This window comes from Promicromonospora sp. NFX87, assembly GCF_048564965.1.
Classification (GTDB): Bacteria; Actinomycetota; Actinomycetes; order Actinomycetales; family Cellulomonadaceae; genus Promicromonospora.
Genome location: NZ_CP183413.1, coordinates 3,471,825 through 3,487,751, shown reverse-complemented (window position 1 = coordinate 3,487,751; position 15,927 = coordinate 3,471,825). Strand labels below are relative to the sequence as shown.

15 protein-coding genes are annotated in these 15,927 nt (G+C 67.4%); 10 read left to right on the top strand and 5 right to left on the bottom strand.

Annotation, left to right across the window (positions count from 1 at the left end):
- Position 1 precedes the first annotated feature (1 nt).
- From sufD to ACNYC2_RS15715, 6 genes are read left to right on the top strand one after another with little or no spacing between them, the layout of a single operon-like run.
- Positions 2-1,219 (top strand): Fe-S cluster assembly protein SufD, encoded by a 1,218-nt coding sequence (gene sufD, locus ACNYC2_RS15740; RefSeq protein WP_419702701.1) that lies wholly within the window; start codon positions 2-4, stop codon positions 1,217-1,219.
- Positions 1,216-1,560: a non-heme iron oxygenase ferredoxin subunit gene (locus ACNYC2_RS15735; protein ID WP_357446543.1), complete on the top strand. Its 345-nt coding sequence runs from the start codon at positions 1,216-1,218 to the stop codon at positions 1,558-1,560. Before sufD ends, ACNYC2_RS15735 begins: the two co-directional genes overlap by 4 nt.
- Before the next feature lie 37 nt (positions 1,561-1,597).
- Positions 1,598-2,368, top strand: a complete 771-nt coding sequence (gene sufC, locus ACNYC2_RS15730) for a Fe-S cluster assembly ATPase SufC (RefSeq protein ID WP_419702700.1) — start codon at positions 1,598-1,600, stop codon at positions 2,366-2,368.
- 54 nt (positions 2,369-2,422) lie between these two features.
- On the top strand, positions 2,423-3,775 hold the full coding sequence (locus ACNYC2_RS15725; protein ID WP_419702699.1) for a cysteine desulfurase: 1,353 nt from the start codon (positions 2,423-2,425) through the stop codon (positions 3,773-3,775).
- A 55-nt stretch (positions 3,776-3,830) separates the two neighbouring features.
- Positions 3,831-4,310 (top strand): Fe-S cluster assembly sulfur transfer protein SufU, encoded by a 480-nt coding sequence (gene sufU, locus ACNYC2_RS15720; RefSeq protein WP_419702698.1) that lies wholly within the window; start codon positions 3,831-3,833, stop codon positions 4,308-4,310.
- 10 nt (positions 4,311-4,320) lie between these two features.
- On the top strand, positions 4,321-4,698 hold the full coding sequence (locus ACNYC2_RS15715; protein ID WP_275007227.1) for a metal-sulfur cluster assembly factor: 378 nt from the start codon (positions 4,321-4,323) through the stop codon (positions 4,696-4,698).
- Positions 4,699-4,876: 178 nt separating this feature from the next.
- Here ACNYC2_RS15715 and ACNYC2_RS15710 read toward each other — a convergent pair whose 3' ends face one another.
- The gene (locus ACNYC2_RS15710) at positions 4,877-5,488 is read right to left on the bottom strand and encodes a hypothetical protein (RefSeq protein WP_419702697.1); all 612 of its coding nucleotides are present in this window, start codon (positions 5,486-5,488) and stop codon (positions 4,877-4,879) included.
- Between the two features lie 125 nt (positions 5,489-5,613).
- On the bottom strand, positions 5,614-6,078 hold the full coding sequence (locus tag ACNYC2_RS15705; protein ID WP_419702696.1) for a hypothetical protein: 465 nt from the start codon (positions 6,076-6,078) through the stop codon (positions 5,614-5,616).
- A gap of 558 nt (positions 6,079-6,636) precedes the next feature.
- Between ACNYC2_RS15705 and ACNYC2_RS15700 the strand changes: the two genes are divergently transcribed.
- From ACNYC2_RS15700 to ACNYC2_RS15690, 3 genes are all read left to right on the top strand, one after another.
- Complete coding sequence (locus ACNYC2_RS15700) at positions 6,637-6,831, top strand: hypothetical protein (protein WP_419702695.1); 195 nt, start codon at positions 6,637-6,639, stop codon at positions 6,829-6,831.
- A gap of 76 nt (positions 6,832-6,907) precedes the next feature.
- Positions 6,908-10,606: an NACHT domain-containing protein gene (locus tag ACNYC2_RS15695; RefSeq protein ID WP_419702694.1), complete on the top strand. Its 3,699-nt coding sequence runs from the start codon at positions 6,908-6,910 to the stop codon at positions 10,604-10,606.
- Between the two features lie 478 nt (positions 10,607-11,084).
- A complete protein-coding gene (locus ACNYC2_RS15690; protein ID WP_419702693.1) occupies positions 11,085-12,506 on the top strand; it encodes a hypothetical protein in 1,422 nt (473 codons plus the stop codon).
- A 49-nt stretch (positions 12,507-12,555) separates the two neighbouring features.
- Here ACNYC2_RS15690 and ACNYC2_RS15685 read toward each other — a convergent pair whose 3' ends face one another.
- The 3 genes from ACNYC2_RS15685 to ACNYC2_RS15675 form a co-directional block, all read right to left on the bottom strand.
- Positions 12,556-13,131 (bottom strand): small multidrug efflux protein, encoded by a 576-nt coding sequence (locus ACNYC2_RS15685; RefSeq protein ID WP_419702692.1) that lies wholly within the window; start codon positions 13,129-13,131, stop codon positions 12,556-12,558.
- A 60-nt stretch (positions 13,132-13,191) separates the two neighbouring features.
- Positions 13,192-13,914 (bottom strand): GOLPH3/VPS74 family protein, encoded by a 723-nt coding sequence (locus tag ACNYC2_RS15680; protein ID WP_419702691.1) that lies wholly within the window; start codon positions 13,912-13,914, stop codon positions 13,192-13,194.
- A gap of 124 nt (positions 13,915-14,038) precedes the next feature.
- The gene (locus ACNYC2_RS15675; protein WP_419702690.1) at positions 14,039-14,764 is read right to left on the bottom strand and encodes a MerR family transcriptional regulator; all 726 of its coding nucleotides are present in this window, start codon (positions 14,762-14,764) and stop codon (positions 14,039-14,041) included.
- A 181-nt stretch (positions 14,765-14,945) separates the two neighbouring features.
- Here ACNYC2_RS15675 and ACNYC2_RS15670 point away from each other — a divergent pair, with 181 nt between their 5' ends.
- A complete protein-coding gene (locus tag ACNYC2_RS15670) occupies positions 14,946-15,926 on the top strand; it encodes a CPBP family intramembrane glutamic endopeptidase (protein ID WP_419702689.1) in 981 nt (326 codons plus the stop codon).
- Position 15,927: the final 1 nt, after the last annotated feature.

Here is a 15,927-nt window from a genome sequence, read left to right as displayed (position 1 = left end):
TATGACGACTGCTACCACTGATCTGAAGACAGATCACACACGCGCTGTTGCCGACGGCGCCCACTCGCACGGCGCCGTCAAGCCCCAGGGCTCGCGGGCCGAGCGCCGCACGTCGTTCTCCCTCGAGGACATCCCGGTCCCCAACGGCCGCGAGGAGGAGTGGCGCTTCTCCCCGGCGGACCGCCTCCAGCCGCTGTTCCAGGCCGAGCTCGGCGCCTCGGGCGTCACGGTCCAGGTCACGGCGGCCCCCGAGGTCACCGTGGAGACCGTCGGCCGTGACGACTCCCGTCTCGGCACCGCCGGCCAGCCCGGCGACCGCACGGCGGTCACCGCGTGGAACGCCTTCGAGCAGGCCACGATCGTCACGATCCCCAAGGAGGCAGTGGCCTCCGACGTCACCTCCGTGCGCCTGACGGGCGTGTCGAAGGACGCGACGGCGGCCCACGTGCTGGTCCGCGCCGAGCGGCACTCCGAGGCAGTGGTGGTCCTGGACCACGACGGCAGCGGCACGCTCGCCGAGACGGTCGAGATCGTCGTCGAGGACGGCGCTCAGCTCACCGTCGTCAGCGTCCAGGACTGGGCCGACGGCGCCGTGCACGCCTCCTCGCACCGGGCCCGCCTGGGCCGCGACGCGAAGCTCAAGCACGTCGTCGTGACGTTCGGCGGCGACGTCGTGCGCGTCACGCCGGACGCCGAGTTCACCGCCCCCGGTGGTGAGGTCGAGATGGTGGGCCTCTACTTCGCGGACACGAACCAGCACCAGGAGCACCGCCTCTTCGTGGACCACGCGGTGCCGGACTGCAAGTCCCGCGTGACCTACAAGGGCGCCCTGCAGGGTGCCGGCGCGCACACCGTCTGGGTGGGCGACGTCCTGATCCGGGCGGCCGCCGAGAACACCGACACCTACGAGCTCAACCGCAACCTCGTCCTGTCGGACGGCGCGCGCGCGGACTCGGTGCCGAACCTCGAGATCGAGACCGGCGAGATCGCCGGAGCCGGCCACGCCAGCGCCACCGGCCGGTTCGACGACGAGCAGCTCTTCTACCTCCAGGCCCGCGGCATCCCCGAGACCGAGGCGCGCAAGCTCGTCGTGCGCGGCTTCTTCGCGGAGCTCATCCACGAGATCGGCATCCCGTCGGTCGAGGAGCGCCTGCTCGCCTCCATCGAGGCCGAGCTGGAGAAGTCGATGAGCGTGATCACCGGAGCACCGACCGCATGACCGCGCAGCTGGCCTGTATGACCGACGATCTGGGACCGGAGGAGGCGATGCTCGTGGAGCTCGACGGCGCCGACGGCGCCCCGGTGCCCGTGACCGTCGCTCGTGACGCGGACGGCAACTTCCACGCCATCTCCGACATCTGCTCCCACGGTGCGGTCTCGCTGTCCGACGGCGAGGTGGAGGGCTGCCTGGTCGAGTGCTGGCTGCACGGCTCCCAGTTCGACCTGCGGACCGGTCAGCCGATCCAGCTTCCGGCGGTGCGCCCCGTGCCCGTCTACCCGGTGACCGTCGACGGCGACAAGGTGCTCGTCGACATCGACGCCACCGTGCCCGTTTCCTGAATCTTCTGACTTCGCAAGCAACCCTGGAGTAATCGATATGCCCACCCTCGAGATCCGCGACCTGCACGTCAGCGTCGAGACCAAGGAAGGCCCCAAGCCGATCCTGCGCGGTGTCGACCTGACCATCGCCAGCGGTGAGACCCACGCCATCATGGGCCCCAACGGCTCGGGCAAGTCCACCCTCGCCTCCGCGCTCGCCGGCCACCCCAAGTACACGGTCACCTCGGGTACCGCCACGCTCGACGGCGAGGACCTGCTGGCCATGTCCGTCGACCAGCGTGCCCGCGCCGGCCTGTTCCTCGCCATGCAGTACCCGGTCGAGGTCGCCGGCGTCTCGGTCGCGAACTTCCTGCGGACCGCCAAGACCGCCATCTCCGGCGAGGCCCCCGCCCTGCGTACGTGGGGCAAGGAGGTCCGCGGCGCGATGGAGAACCTGCGCATGGACCCGGCCTTCGCCGAGCGTTCCGTGAACGAGGGCTTCTCCGGCGGTGAGAAGAAGCGCCACGAGATCCTGCAGATGGAGCTCTTCAAGCCCCGCTTCGCGATCCTCGACGAGACCGACTCCGGCCTCGACGTCGACGCGCTGCGCATCGTGTCCGAGGGCGTGAACCGCGCCAAGGAGCAGACCGACATCGGCATCCTGCTCATCACGCACTACACGCGGATCCTGCGCTACATCAAGCCCGACTTCGTGCACGTCTTCGTCGACGGCAAGATCGCCGAGGAGGGCGGCTCCGAGCTGGCCGACCGCCTCGAGGAAGAGGGCTACGACCGGTACCTCGTCAACAACAAGACGGTCTCTGCCTGATCCACCGCAGACGCATCTGCTGATGCTCTGCTGATTTTCTGCAAGGGGAAGACCATGACCACCACCGCCACCGTGCGACCGGGCAACCAGGAACCGCTGGCCGCCGCTGCCGCGGGCGCCGGGCCCGTCGAGACGCAGCTCTCGACGACCGAGCTCGCCGCCGTCCGCGCGGACTTCCCGCTGCTCGAGCGCACGGTGCGGGGCGGTCAGACCCTCGTGTACCTGGACTCCGCCGCGACCTCCCAGAAGCCGCAGGTGGTGCTCGACACCGAGGTGGACTTCTACGAGCAGCGCAACGCCGCGGTCCACCGCGGCGCGCACCAGCTCGCGGAGGAGGCCACCGAGGCGTTCGAGCAGGCGAGGGCAGCCGTCGCGGCGTTCGTCGGGGCCTCCGATGGCGAGATCGTCTGGCAGCCGGGCGCGACCGCCGCGATCAACGTCGTGGCCTACGCCTTCTCCAACGCGACCCTGGGTCGCGGCGGCGAGGCGGCAGAGCGGTTCCGGCTGGCGCCGGGCGACGAGATAGTCGTCACCGAGGCCGAGCACCACGCGAACCTCGTGCCGTGGCAGGAGCTGTGCGCCCGCACGGGCGCCGTCCTGCGCTGGATCCCGGTGGGCGACGACGGCCGGCTCGACCTGTCGAACCTCGACGCGGTCGTCACCGAGCGCACCAAGGTGCTGGCCTTCGGGCACGTGTCGAACGTGACCGGGGCGGTCGCGCCCGTCGCCACGCTCGTCGCGGCGGCGCGGCGGGTCGGCGCCCTCACGGTGCTCGACGCGTGCCAGTCCGTGCCGAACATGCCGGTGGACTTCCACGAGCTCGGCGTCGACTTCGCCGCGTTCAGCGGGCACAAGATGCTCGGCCCCACCGGCGTCGGCGCGCTGTACGGGCGGCGCGAGCTGCTCGAGGCCATGCCGCCCACCGTCACCGGCGGGTCCATGGTCGAGGTCGTGACCATGGAGAGCACCACGTACGCGCCGCCCCCGCAGCGCTTCGAGGCGGGCACCCAGATGGTCGCCCAGGCGGTCGGCATGGGGTGCGCGGCCCAGTACCTCGACGAGCTCGGCATGGCCGGCGTCGCCCGGCACGAGACCGAGCTGGCCGCCGAGATGCTGAAGATCGCCGACATCCCGGGCGTCCGGGTGATCGGGCCGCTCGACACGGCGGACAGGTTGGCCGTCGTCTCGTTCGTGGTCGACGGCGTGCACGCGCACGACGTCGGACAGGTGCTGGACGACAAGGGCATCGCCGTCCGCGTGGGACACCACTGCGCGCAGCCGCTGCACCGCCGGTTCGGGGTCGCGGCGACGGCCCGCGCGTCGGCGTCGGTCTACACGACCGTCGAAGAGGTAGTGGCGTTCCGGGAAGCGTTGGCGGGGGTCCGCGCGTTCTTCGGAGCGGAATGAGAACTTCAGCGAGGCTGTTCGGACGGTTGTCCGGACGATCGAGAGAGGCAGCGTCGTGAGCACGCTCGAGCAGATGTACCAGCAGGTGATCCTGGACCACGCGAAGCGTCCGGTGGGCCACGGCCTCGTCGACCTAGCGGAGGTCGAGGGACACCTCGCGGGGGAGTCGCACCAGGTGAACCCGACGTGCGGCGACGAGGTGACCCTCCGGGTCGACGTCACGCCCGAGGGCACGGTGGCCGGCGTTTCGTGGGAGGGGCAGGGATGCTCCATCTCCCAGGCCTCGGTGTCGGTCATGACGTCGCTGGTCGAGGGCGCGCCCCTGGCCGAGGTGGCGCGGCTCGACGGCCTGTTCCACGACCTGATGTCGTCCCGCGGCAAGGGCCTGGACGACGACGCCGCGGAGGACGCCCTCGGGGACGCGACAGCGTTCACCGGTGTCTCGCAGTACCCCGCGCGAATCAAGTGCGCGCTGCTCGGCTGGGCGGCGCTCAAGGACTCGCTGGCGCGCAGTGGCGCGCTGGCAACGAGCTGAGGAGAGACCGATGACTGAGGCGAGTACCGAGGTCGGGCAGGAAGCCCCGGCCGCTCCCGCTGAGGGAGTGGGCCCGTCGCCCACCACTGCGGTGGACGTCGAGGAAGCGATGCGCGACGTGATCGACCCCGAGCTGGGGATCAACGTCGTCGACCTGGGCCTGGTGTACGGCATCCAGGTGGACCAGAACAACCACACGACCATCGACATGACGCTCACGTCGGCGGCCTGCCCGCTGACGGACGTGATCGAGGACCAGACGGCGCAGGCGCTCGAGGGCATCGTCGACGGGTTCCGCGTGAACTGGGTCTGGATGCCGCCGTGGGGTCCGGAGAAGATCACGGACGACGGCAAGGAGCAGCTGCGGATGCTCGGGTTCAACGTCTAGTTGAGTTCTGGTTCGCCTGCTTGACCACGCCATGATGCCGGCTGACTGGGCCAGCGATGGATTACAGAGGTGGACCGCGGCTGGCGGGAAGGGTTTCGTCCCGAGAGATGCGACAGGGGGCGTGGACGCCTTGGCGTTCACGCCCCTTGGGGATGTGGCAGCACTTCGGGCGCTGCGTTCAGCCGTCCGTTTGCCCGGCAGGTCCGAAGTCAGCCCGGGCGCCGGGCGTCGCATCGCTCAGTGCCGCGACCAGCTCGTCGATGCTCTTGCCGGTCAGCTCATCCTCGAGGGAGTAGTCGACCGCGTCCTCATCGGGGGCCTTTGCTTCGCTCAGGACCGTGCCCTGGACTTCTCCGACACCGATCTCTGTGCCGTCGTACGGGATGATGGAGTCCGAACCCAGGCTGACCCACTTCTCCGGATACTGTTTCCCGCCGTCGGTGAACTCGGGCTCGTGCACCAGCGCCATGATGTAGGTGTGGCCGACCTCCACGCGAGGCTCGTCTGCGGCGGCCATCTCGATCTGCTCGCCGTTCTGGAGTGCCCAGCCCCAACCGCTCCACTCGAACGTCGCCGGCGCCGCGTGACGAGGCTCCGCCGAGGTCCACACCACGTCGTCAACCTGCATCGTCACCATACGGTCCACGGAACCCTCTCCGTTGGCCGCGGCGTCATCATCGAGTGGCAGAGCCTCATCGGCCACCGCGGTAGCGACCACGACATGGTCGGCGTACGTCACCCAGTCCTCGGCCGTGGTGTTCGGGTACCTGTCAGAGCCTTCGGCGATCACAGGGCCATCGGCGATCGCAGGTTCACCACCGGCGCATCCGGCCGTACCGAGAAGGAGCCCTCCCGTGGCAGCCAACACCAGGGCTCTTCGCATCTGTCGTGCTCCGTGTCTCGACATTGCAGCTCCTAATAGTTGGCGTTGATATTGAATACCTGTTGCGACCCCAGGTTGTCTTGCGTGGAGCCGATCGGAGTTCTCAGGCACCCCAGCGCCGGATCGGTTTGCGACTGCGGCTGATGAGCTTGCGCGCCATGAGTCAGCCCCAAGGCGTGACCCGCTTCGTGGCAGATCAGACCACGGCTGGAGTAGAAGTTCGGTTCGATATCGACGTAGTGCTGGTCGCACACGTACCCGGATACCGGATCGTTGCACCATGTGATGCCCTCGTTCCCGCCGGGTACGGCGCTCTCGCTGAGGATGAGGTCCGTCTCGTCAGTGCCGCTGTACGTCGGGCTGGCGTCATAGGCGACGCCGAGGTCTGTGGGCGCGTACTCGTCCGCCAGTACGCTGGCTACCCGTTCCCTGTCTGCACCCTCGAGCGAGCTCTGGGGGTAATAGGACCAGTAGGAGCTGTCCGTCTTGCACAGCACGGCGCTATTTTCGCCCCCAGCGCTACAGTTCGGGTTGTAGGTCTGGGTCGGGACCAGATTGTCCGCGGCCCAAACGGTCGCCGCGCTTGCTATCACGATCGCTACGGCGCCGGCTACGGCGGTCCACCCCTCTTCGAGCGATACCTCGTTTGGAACTGTCCATGAAGTCACCTCTGGGTGGCGTGGTCTGCATGTCGCGTTCAAACAGAGTCTGCGCACACCGCGCATAGCCCGAGTAGGAAAACAGCGGGTGAAGCCATCGCGCAGGATTTCGCCATTCGGTGCGGCGCAGCGACGACGCGGTCCACGGCGAGGACGGTCCGCCCAGTGCTAGCAGGCGGGCGGTTAGCACGTGTTAGTCGATCGGGGCGGTGAGCGCCGGGAGGGGGGGTCGCGGCGCTGGTGCGCACCCGGTGCCGAACTGCGAAATCACCCTATGTGTGGCTCGCATTGGACGGGTGGCGCCAGTAGGTTTTGCGGCACCGACGGACCGGTGGAAGGGCGGGCTACCGTGAATCACTCGGAAGGTTTCAAGTCAATGATCACTCGCCTGAAGGCATGACGGCGGAACTCGAGATCGTCGGCGACAGCCTTGTCCTGCACGCGTTTTCGGTGGGGCGTGGGGCGGTGAACGACAGCGTCGAGATCGACGTGGCAGGCGTGGACGAGTTCACGGTACCGGCGAGGACCGAGGGCCCGTGCGGCTCGGTGTCGACGGGCTACGCGGCACTCGTTCAGGCCTACCGTGAGTAGCTCGGCTGAGGATGTGGGTACTGATCGGCTCCAGGGATCGCGGTCGATCGCCCGGTTGTTGCCGGGGGTTCGTCGTGTGCTGTATCTCGTCGGGCTGGGCGGCGTTTCGGACGCTCTGGGTGTCGAGAGCCCGACCAAGGACTTGTTGGACTTTGCCCAGGAGACCCAGAAGGCGTTGGTATCTCTGAGAAAGATGCCGGACTTCGCCATGTTGTCCCAGGACGACCGGCGCGGCGCAGAAGCCGCGTTCGACGACGTGCTGGGACGGGCCAAGGAAGTCGACATCTGGCGCGGCATCGTCGATGGCCCACACGGGGTCACCCGCCGGCTGCTCGCCGATCCCGCCGCGGTGGCCGTGAGAGCGGACCTGGGCCCGGGTGAAGCGCAGCACTACTTCGACGTGATGATCGCAGAAGTCTCCGCGCGACTATGCAGCTGGCTGGAGAGCCGGCCCTTCGACACCGACACGTTGGTGGTTGCCGCGACCAGAACGTTGACGGAGCAGAACGAGGAGACTCAACAGCTCATACAGGAGCTCATATCCCTCCATCGGCCGCCCAGAGACGAGCATGAGAGGGAACTTGGCCGCCAACGGCTGACAGCCCGAGCGGAGTCGTCTCGAGCACTCCTCGTACCTGACGTGCTTCCTCTCCGACCCCGCCTGCAGAGTACCGATCTCGCGTCGATCGGCGCCGCCGAGTTGCCATTTCCGGCTGTGATCACGGGCGACGGAGGGCAAGGGAAAAGTGTCCTGCTGGGGCAACTCTTCGACGCTCACATCGCAGACCGGGAAGTGATCTTGATCCTGGCGAGTCAGGTGCCGGCGGGAGCCGCTGTCTCTACCCCAGAATTGCTCGACGCGGAACTTGGTCGAGCGGCGTACGGGCTTCCGAAAGCACCGTCGCTCACCGAGATTCTGGCCTCAAGAAGCAGCGGCGGGAAGCCGTTGCTCCTTTTGGACACCCTCGACCTCATCCTGTCCGACTCCTCGGCGGACGCCGTCATTCAGCTGATGGCCCTGCTGGCGCAGCTGTGTGATCTTGTGCTGACCTGCCGCGCCCGCGAGTGGGAGGACCTCATCTCTCCCTCGAGTCTGAGATGGACAGATCTCAGGCTGTCGGGCCTCGACAAGGATGAAATCGTCGACTGGGCTAGTGCATACCTCGCCACGGAGGATATGCCGACCGACCTCGCTGAGAGTTTCAGTTCCTCCGTCGCCGCGGCCGCGAATGACAAGGGCCGCCGCGAGGTCCTCGCAGTCCCGCTGCGGCTCGCGATGGCATGCCGAATCTACGCTCCACAAGGGGCGCTACCCGAAGACCTGTCGGTCACGCGGCTGTACTCCACCTACTGGGACACCCGTGTCGCGCACGACAGACGAGGGCGGCGAGGGCAAGCCGCGATGGACCAGGAAGCCGCGGCTCTGGAACTCGCCGGAGACCTCTGGCACATCAGCAAGATCCGGTTCAGCGATTGCGTCGCCGCGACAACGAAGACCGTGCGCGTATGCCGGACGTTGCTCAGCGAAGGAATCCTCAAAGCGGCCGCAACGAGGTACAGCTTCTTCCACCAGACATTCGCTGAGTACGCCGTCGCTCGTTATCTCGCAACTCACGGTTCAGTGGACGACTGGGAAGCACTCGAAGGAGTCCTGGCCGACGGATCAGCTGGCCACTGGGGTGTTGTGACACACCTTGTCGTGGGGCCTATGGACCTCGCTCGCTTCGAGGAGATAGTCGTTCATATCCCGAGGAAGGGCGCTCTGGGTGTACGACTGCTTCTGCGCGGTGCACTCGCGCGACCTCCTGAGGACACAGGTCCCATGTTCGAGGACTTGGCGAACTCGCACCCCCGAAGCCTTATCGGTGCAACCGATCTGCTTGAGGAAGCGTCACCGGAATGGGTCCCACGCGTGTTGGCCCACGCCAACCGGTGGCTTGCGGACCCAGACCTGCGCAGTGGCGTCCTCGTCAACGCGGTAGCACTCCTGATACGGAGATCGCCGAAAGACCTACGACCAGACCATTTCAGGGCCGCACTAGACGCACTGCTGAGCTCGCCAGGCGCCGAACTCCCACACGATTGTCGACGGCTCCTCAACCGTGCGCTGGCCGAGACCAAAGGGGTCGTGTACCTGCCGAGCGTGGTCGCCTTGTACCGCTACGAGGACCTACCCGATGCTGCGCGAGTTGAAGTGATCGCGGCCCAGGTGAACCGGCCGACGGTGGGAGCCGACCGCGAAGTCCTTGCTGCCGCACTGGCAGCCCCATGCCCCACAGATAGTGTCGACGATGCGGTTGCGCTGATGCTGCGCTGCTGGCACGAACCGGAGGCACGCGAGGCACTCGGGTGGACCTCTTGGCGGGAGCTGCTTGCGACCACGTACCCGGCTCGGTGGGATGCCGCTCAAGTCCGTGCCGTCGCCCGGATAGCGCAGGACGACCTCAGTGTCCTGCGCGAGGTGATAACCACCGGCATGGCACACCAAGAGATCTCTCGAGACCGGATCCACAACACAATCGACTTCCTTGCCGGCTGGATACCGCGCGGGGTCGCAGCAGCCGCTCTCGCTACACGGGCGGATCCGCACCGAGAGGCCGCGGGCACCTTCGCCGTCCTCACCCGCACGGTGTCTCCCGCCTTGAACTCCACAGATCGACGCGAACTCATCGACCGGTTGCGGCGCTACACCGACTACGACGAACGCAGAGTGTGGCCCGCTCTCGTTCGTGCCGCGATACCCGACGCGTCACTACTGGAGGAGCTGCTCACCGAGGCCGCCGGTGTGGTTGATACGACAGCTCGGCAGAGCACCTTCAGGGCTTGTCTCGACGAGCTCGGCTCAGAAGGACTCGTCACGCATCAGGGTGCCCTGCGCGCGCTCGTTCCGTCCTCGGATCCAGCTGATCGTGAATTGCGTGCGGAACTGGACGGGTACCTTGCCTTGGACGATCCGCGGGCTCGCGCAGCTGTGCGAGAGCACATGGCCAGGCAACCGAACGCCAAAGAGCCGCTGGCGGCTGGAGGGTCGATCGTCAAGGTGCTCGAGACTCAAGAAGTTGATCTGGGTCCTGACCTGACCAACTTCTTGCTTGACGTGATCGACAGCCGGCACGAACACGTCGTACAGACCATTGCCCGCTGCCTCACCGCAAGGATTGGAATCGTCCACTGGGACAGCGCAGCGGTCCTGCGCATCGTGGCCAGACACCAGCGGTCACTGCAGCGGCACGAAGACGCACAGGTGGCGGCAGCGCTCAAGGGCATGGTGGGCGCACTGCTGCACGCCGACAAGACCGAGCTGCGTGAGCTAATCACCCCGAGCGTCGTACTGGCCGTCCTCGACCAGTACATCGACTGCCTCGAGAACTTGATCGCGAACCCCACCCGCAAGACCCAGCAGCTCATCCCAGCCCTGTACTGGCAGCTGCAGCAGACACTGACCGAGCTAGCGATGCCTGGACTCCCCTTGCAGACGACCGAAACCTACCTGGGCAAACTCCTGGTGGACTTCGACACAGCCGTCATCGGCGAACGCTCGCTCCGTGCACTAGTGAGCACTCTCGTCGGATTCTCCGCACGACACCCCACCCGCTGGGGCACCGCTGTGGAGTCGAGGTGGCCACAGATGCCTGATGCGAACAAAGCGGCTTTCCCGAAGTGCCTCAAGAGGGGGAACCTCCCGGATGCCCGCGTCCGGGCACGAAACCTTGCGCTTCGTAAGGACTGCCCTCCTGAAGTCGCGCAGGCATTGCTGAAGGCCTTTCCTGACTGAGTGCACGGCAGTAGTCGTGCGTACAGGCGAGGAGTCCCACCCAGGGCGCCTGCCGTGGCGGCCGTTCTCGGTCGGAGACTTCGAATCCCAAACTGATCCCACAGTCCCAGGGGGCCCCAACGGCCCACGGCCAGCAGCAAACCCCCAGGTCAGGACCAGTATGCACAGTTCAATGTCTAGCGGTTGAAGTGGTCGGGCGGTAGTTCCCTGAACTGGGAGATGCCGCCTGACCTGTTGTCTTCTTCGGGCCTGCGGGACGGAAGCGGACCGCCGGTGCCGCGCGAGAACGACCCCCGGGTGATCTCCTCGGGCTTTCGGCGCCTTGTCGGGCTGGGAGGGCTACGTTGGCAGCAGTCTGCCAAACGCAGGCCCAGCGCGTCTGGGCATCCCGGGCGCACCAGCCCCGGGAGTAGTCATGCACCCACGCGTACGACGTCTCCCCAGAGCCCTGGCCTCGGCCGCCGCTCTGACGCTCCTCGTGACACCCGCGGTCGCGGTCGCCGCACCCGGGGGGAATGCCAACGGCGGCATCCCTACCACTGTGAGCAGCGCGGAGATGCGCGAGAGCTCGGACCTTCCCCTGGAGACATCGGAGCCGACGCTCGACAGCACCCACCTCCGGGTGGGCTCTACTTTGCGAGCGCTTGCGGGTTCGTGGACGTCGGGTGCCCAGTTCACGTATCAGTGGTTCGCGGCCGGCGAGGCGATCAGTGGCGCGACGCGGTCCACCTTCACGCCGACTGCGGCGCAGCTGGGTAGGAGGCTCTCTGTCCGGCTCGACGGCTCGCGAGCGGGTTACATCTCGGCGATCCGGACCAGCGAGCCCACGTCCAGCGTCGTCTCTTTGGGGAACATTTCTCAGGGGCGGCCGGTGATTGTCGGTAACGCGACGCCCGGTGCCACGCTGAGCGTCGCTCGGCCGCCGGCGGTGCCTGCGCCCGACTCCGTGTCCTACCGGTGGCGGCTCGACGGGGCGTCGATCCGGGGTGCGAACCGCAGCGAGCTGACCATGCGGTCCGACTGGAGGGGCCACGACATCACGGTCAGTGCGACCGTGGAGAAGGCCGGGTACGTCGTCAAGAGCGTCACGTCCCCGGCTGCGCGGGTCGGGGGCGCGTACATGGTGTCTCCGAGGCCGGTGATCTCCGGGACCGTGCGCGTGGGTTCCACGCTCACGGCGATCCGTGGTGCCTGGTCACCTACGCCGTCGTCGTTCTCGTTCCAGTGGTACGCGGACGGACGGCCGATCTCGGGGGCCACCGCGTCGAAGTACACGCTGACGGGGACCGAATACAAGAAGGAGATCACGGTGTCCGCGCGTTCCTACCGGGCCGGTTACGGCACGGTGCTGCGGCGTAGTGCGGCGACCGACGCGGTGCTGGCGTCAGCCGTGCGGTGGGCCGCCCGCGGGGAGATAGGCGGCTGGTCCTCCTTCCCGGTGGGGCCGGGCGGTGTAGCTCCGACGACCTACATCGCGCAGCCCGGCCCAACCACCAGCTGCTACTGGGAGCGCTCTGCTACCGCCGACTGGAGCGTCGACCCGTTCGCCAGCGAAGGCTATGGCCAGCGTGTGTTCGAGGTGCTCGACACCGATATCAGAGTCGGGGCCAGCAAGGACTGCGGCGTCTTCATCAAGTACTACCCCGGGATGGTCAGGACCAGCGACGCGACTGCCGCGCACGGTGTCTATGTCCTTGGCGATCACCTCGAGCGCGGTGTCTACTCCACCTCCGGTCCGGCTGCCGGCGCGCGGTTGTGCGATTACAGCTTCTACAAGGGCTTCTACGGCCACCAAGCCGAGATCGGTTGGGACTACGTGACGGAGGCCGCGACCATCACGATGCCGGATTCCGCTACCGGTTTCGAGACGGATGGCTGCAGCTGGAAGCGCATCGGCTGAGCCGTCGCCCGGGCGCCGGCGGGCGGCTACGGAGGCGCCGAGAGCTTCTTCAGCCGACGTTGTAGACCACGAGCAGAGCGAGCCATGCGCTGACCGTCGAAGCCGCGGTCCACAGGATGATCGCGATGCCCTGCCAGAGCAGGACCCACGGCTTGGGTACGCCACCGGCGACCAGCAGTGCGGCGGTGAACTGGGTCGGCATCGCGAGCGGACCGAGAAGACTTGCCCCAGGAACTCCGAACCGGGTGAGGTAACGCCGGAAACGTTCCTTGCCCTTCGATTCTGGCTTCTCCTTCGTCGGCGCCTCCTCCACCGCGTCGCTGCCTGGCTCCGTCGAGCTGGCCGATACACGCACCGCTTCGCGCCGCGCAAGCCGCTCGAGGGTTGCCGTACGTGCGCGGCTGCTGAGGGTGACGATCAGGAAGACGCAGAGGAAGTTGCCGCCCGCCGCCGCGATCCCGGCCACGACGGGATTGAGGCCACCGAGCACACCGACCGTCGTCGCGAGCTCGCCCTCGACGAAGGGCACGGCGCCGGCCAGCGCGATGATCAGTGGTTGGATCACGTCCGGAACGGCAGCAACGAGATCCCGGAATCCCTGGACCAGTGGTTCGACCGGATTCATGGTGCGCTCTCTTCCAGCAGAGTCGCTTGTCGACGCTGCGTCTTTCAGGGGTGAAGGTGATCAGTCGGGCTGCGTGAGCGTCGCGAGAGTCGTCGCGAACGCGGTTCCTACGATCTGTGCGACCAGGCTGCTCAGGATGATGTCGGAGGTGGCCTTCGCGCCCCAGTCACCGCGCTCGAGGTTCTTGCCGCGCGTGTAGACCTCACCGGACCAGGGGATGTCGGCGTGCATCGCGGCCAGATTCTTGCTCGCCGAGAGGAGCGCACCGAGCGTGGCCGTCCGGGTGTCAGGGTCGGTGCCCTCCACCAACGCCGAACGAACCGGCACGAGCAGCCGGTCACGCATACCGGTGTCTCCGCCTCTGAGCACCTGTGTGGGAAAGATGCCGAGGAGGCGGTGTGGCTCCTGGCGGATATCGCCTCGGGCGACGAGCCGGTTCAACGTGCTCTCTCTCGACCGGGTGCCGATATCGACCACGAGTCCTCTGATCCCTGTCGGGGACTTCGGGACCCTTTCCCATGCTCCGCGGAGCAGCGTGTCCTCGGGACCGCCGCCGACGGCGCGAACACGGCGTTGTTCGTCGTCGAGCTCGACATGTCCTCGCGAGGCGAGCTCGATGAGGATCGCGCCGCCGAGCGTGTACATCAATGACAATCCCTCACCTGCGATGGTGCCGCTGCGGGGATCGAACAGGAGGAGCATGACGGCCTCCGGCAGCGTGAGGTCCGCACCACGGGCATCGGCCGTGTCTCTCGGTAGGGGGCCTTCGGCTGCGCTCGTCACTTTGCTCCTCCATCAGTCCTTGCGTCGAGAACCAGTGGAAACTATGTCCTCGGGGCACAGTCAAACCCAGAGGCGGACGCGGCTGACCGGATCTGTCGTAGTCGGTCGAGGCGTGCCTGCCAGTTCACTCGGGTCTCTTGTCGATCTGACGTGCGCGGCGCAGCACGTCGAGCTGTGCCTGGTTGTAGAGCGCTTCGAGGGCGTGCTGGATCGTGCTCTGGACCGCGGCGGCCTGGTGGGGCTTGCTCGCCTTGGGGACCAGCTTGACCGGATGGTCGTCGCCGGGCCTCCTGACGAAGGGCGCGAGCCGCTCGGCGAGGGCTTGCCGTGTGGTGTCGTCGGCATCCTCGGGAAGGTCGCGGAACGCTTCGTCGAGCTCCGGGGTGGGGTCGGACTCGAGAAGCCGCCGCACCGCGTCCATCGACTCGTCGGAGTAGAGCTGGGCGTAGATGGTCAGGAGCGCGCGATCGTTGTCGCGCAGGGGTGCGGCGACCGCGCTGAACCCGGCTGGGACGTCCGCCGCCGCGCCGGGCTGGGACAGTACGGCCAGCTCCCGCCTGATGTTCTGGATGTGCTCGACCGTCGCCTCGAGCTCCGCGTCGATGGTCCGGAAGAGTGCCGCGAGGCCGTCATGGTCCTTGATACCGATCTCGGCGACCTGCGCGAGCGGTACGCCCAGCCCGACCAGCCGCTTGATCTGCAGCAGGCGCGTCAGATGGGCGACCTCGTAACGCTTGTAGCCGTTGGGCGCGCGTTCGGGCTCGTCGAGCAGACCGATCTGGTGGTAGTAGCGCACCGACTTCACCGTGGTGCCGGCGAGCTCGGCCAGCTCACGGGTGCTCCAGGCCATGGGGGCTCCTCGGTTCAGGCAGCGCTACGCGCTTCTCCGCCCAGGTTAAGGGACCACCCCGACGTCCACCGCCGACCCCAACCGGCGGTTTGACCCTGCCCCGGGGGCACGGTTTCAACTGGGAAACCACGTGGGCTCGTGAGCGGCGAGCGTCGATCCCTCTTGAGAAAGGCCGTACATCGTGCGCACACCAGAGCCTCCTGTACCCCAGAGCGCGGACATCCGACCCGACCCCGTTCCCGTCGATGACGCAGCAGTCGAACTGCCTGGGACGCTGCCCGACCGCCCGTTCGGCGTCCACTTCCGGATGGCGCGCTGGAAGTCCCTGGTCATCCTGATCGCGATACCGGCGATGCTGCTCCTGGTCCAGATCATCGTCTTCCAGCCGGTCGTCATGATCGAAGGCCCGGCAGACCCGAACAGGCCCACGCTCTCACCGCTCACGATCGTCGCCACGGGCCTCAGCACCGCCATCACCGCGTTCCTCTCGACGGTGCTGGTCGCGAAGATGGCGAAGGTGCCGTGGCAGGCGGTGTTCCGGCACACCCGCGCCTTCGACCGGCGCCGCCTGGGTGTCTATCTCCTGGGGTCGGCGGGCGTGGTCGGCCTGGGCGTCCTCGCGACGGCGCTGATCGCGCCAGGGTCCAGCGGGTGGGGAGCCTTCGAGGTCGGGGCGACCACCGTCGCCGTCCTTGTCGCCACCCTTGTCGCCACCCCGTTGCAGTCGGCAGGTGAGGAGATCGCCTTCCGCGGGGCGGCCATCCCCGCCGCCGGCTCCTGGTTCCGTAGCGCCCGGCTCGCCGTCGTATTCGGCGTCCTCGTCTCTGGAGCGCTCTTCGCAGCGGTCCACGTGTCCCTGGACCCCTGGCTGGTCAGCTATCTGTTCGTCTTCTCCGCGTGCACGGCGATCATGGGCCTGATCAGCGGCGGGCTGGAGGCCGCGATGGCCTTCCACGTCTCCAACAACGTTCTCGTCGGCGTCGTGAACGCCCTCTTCGCAGGCGGTGGCGCGTCGGTGATCGACCGGGGCGCCGGCTCCGGGCCGGGCGCCTCCCTCGTCATCCTCATGGTGATGAACGTCCTGGCCGTCGTCATGGTCTGGCTCGTGGAGCGCGCCAAGCGCTCGAGCCTGGGCGGGGAACCCCCGCACACCCCGCGCTGAA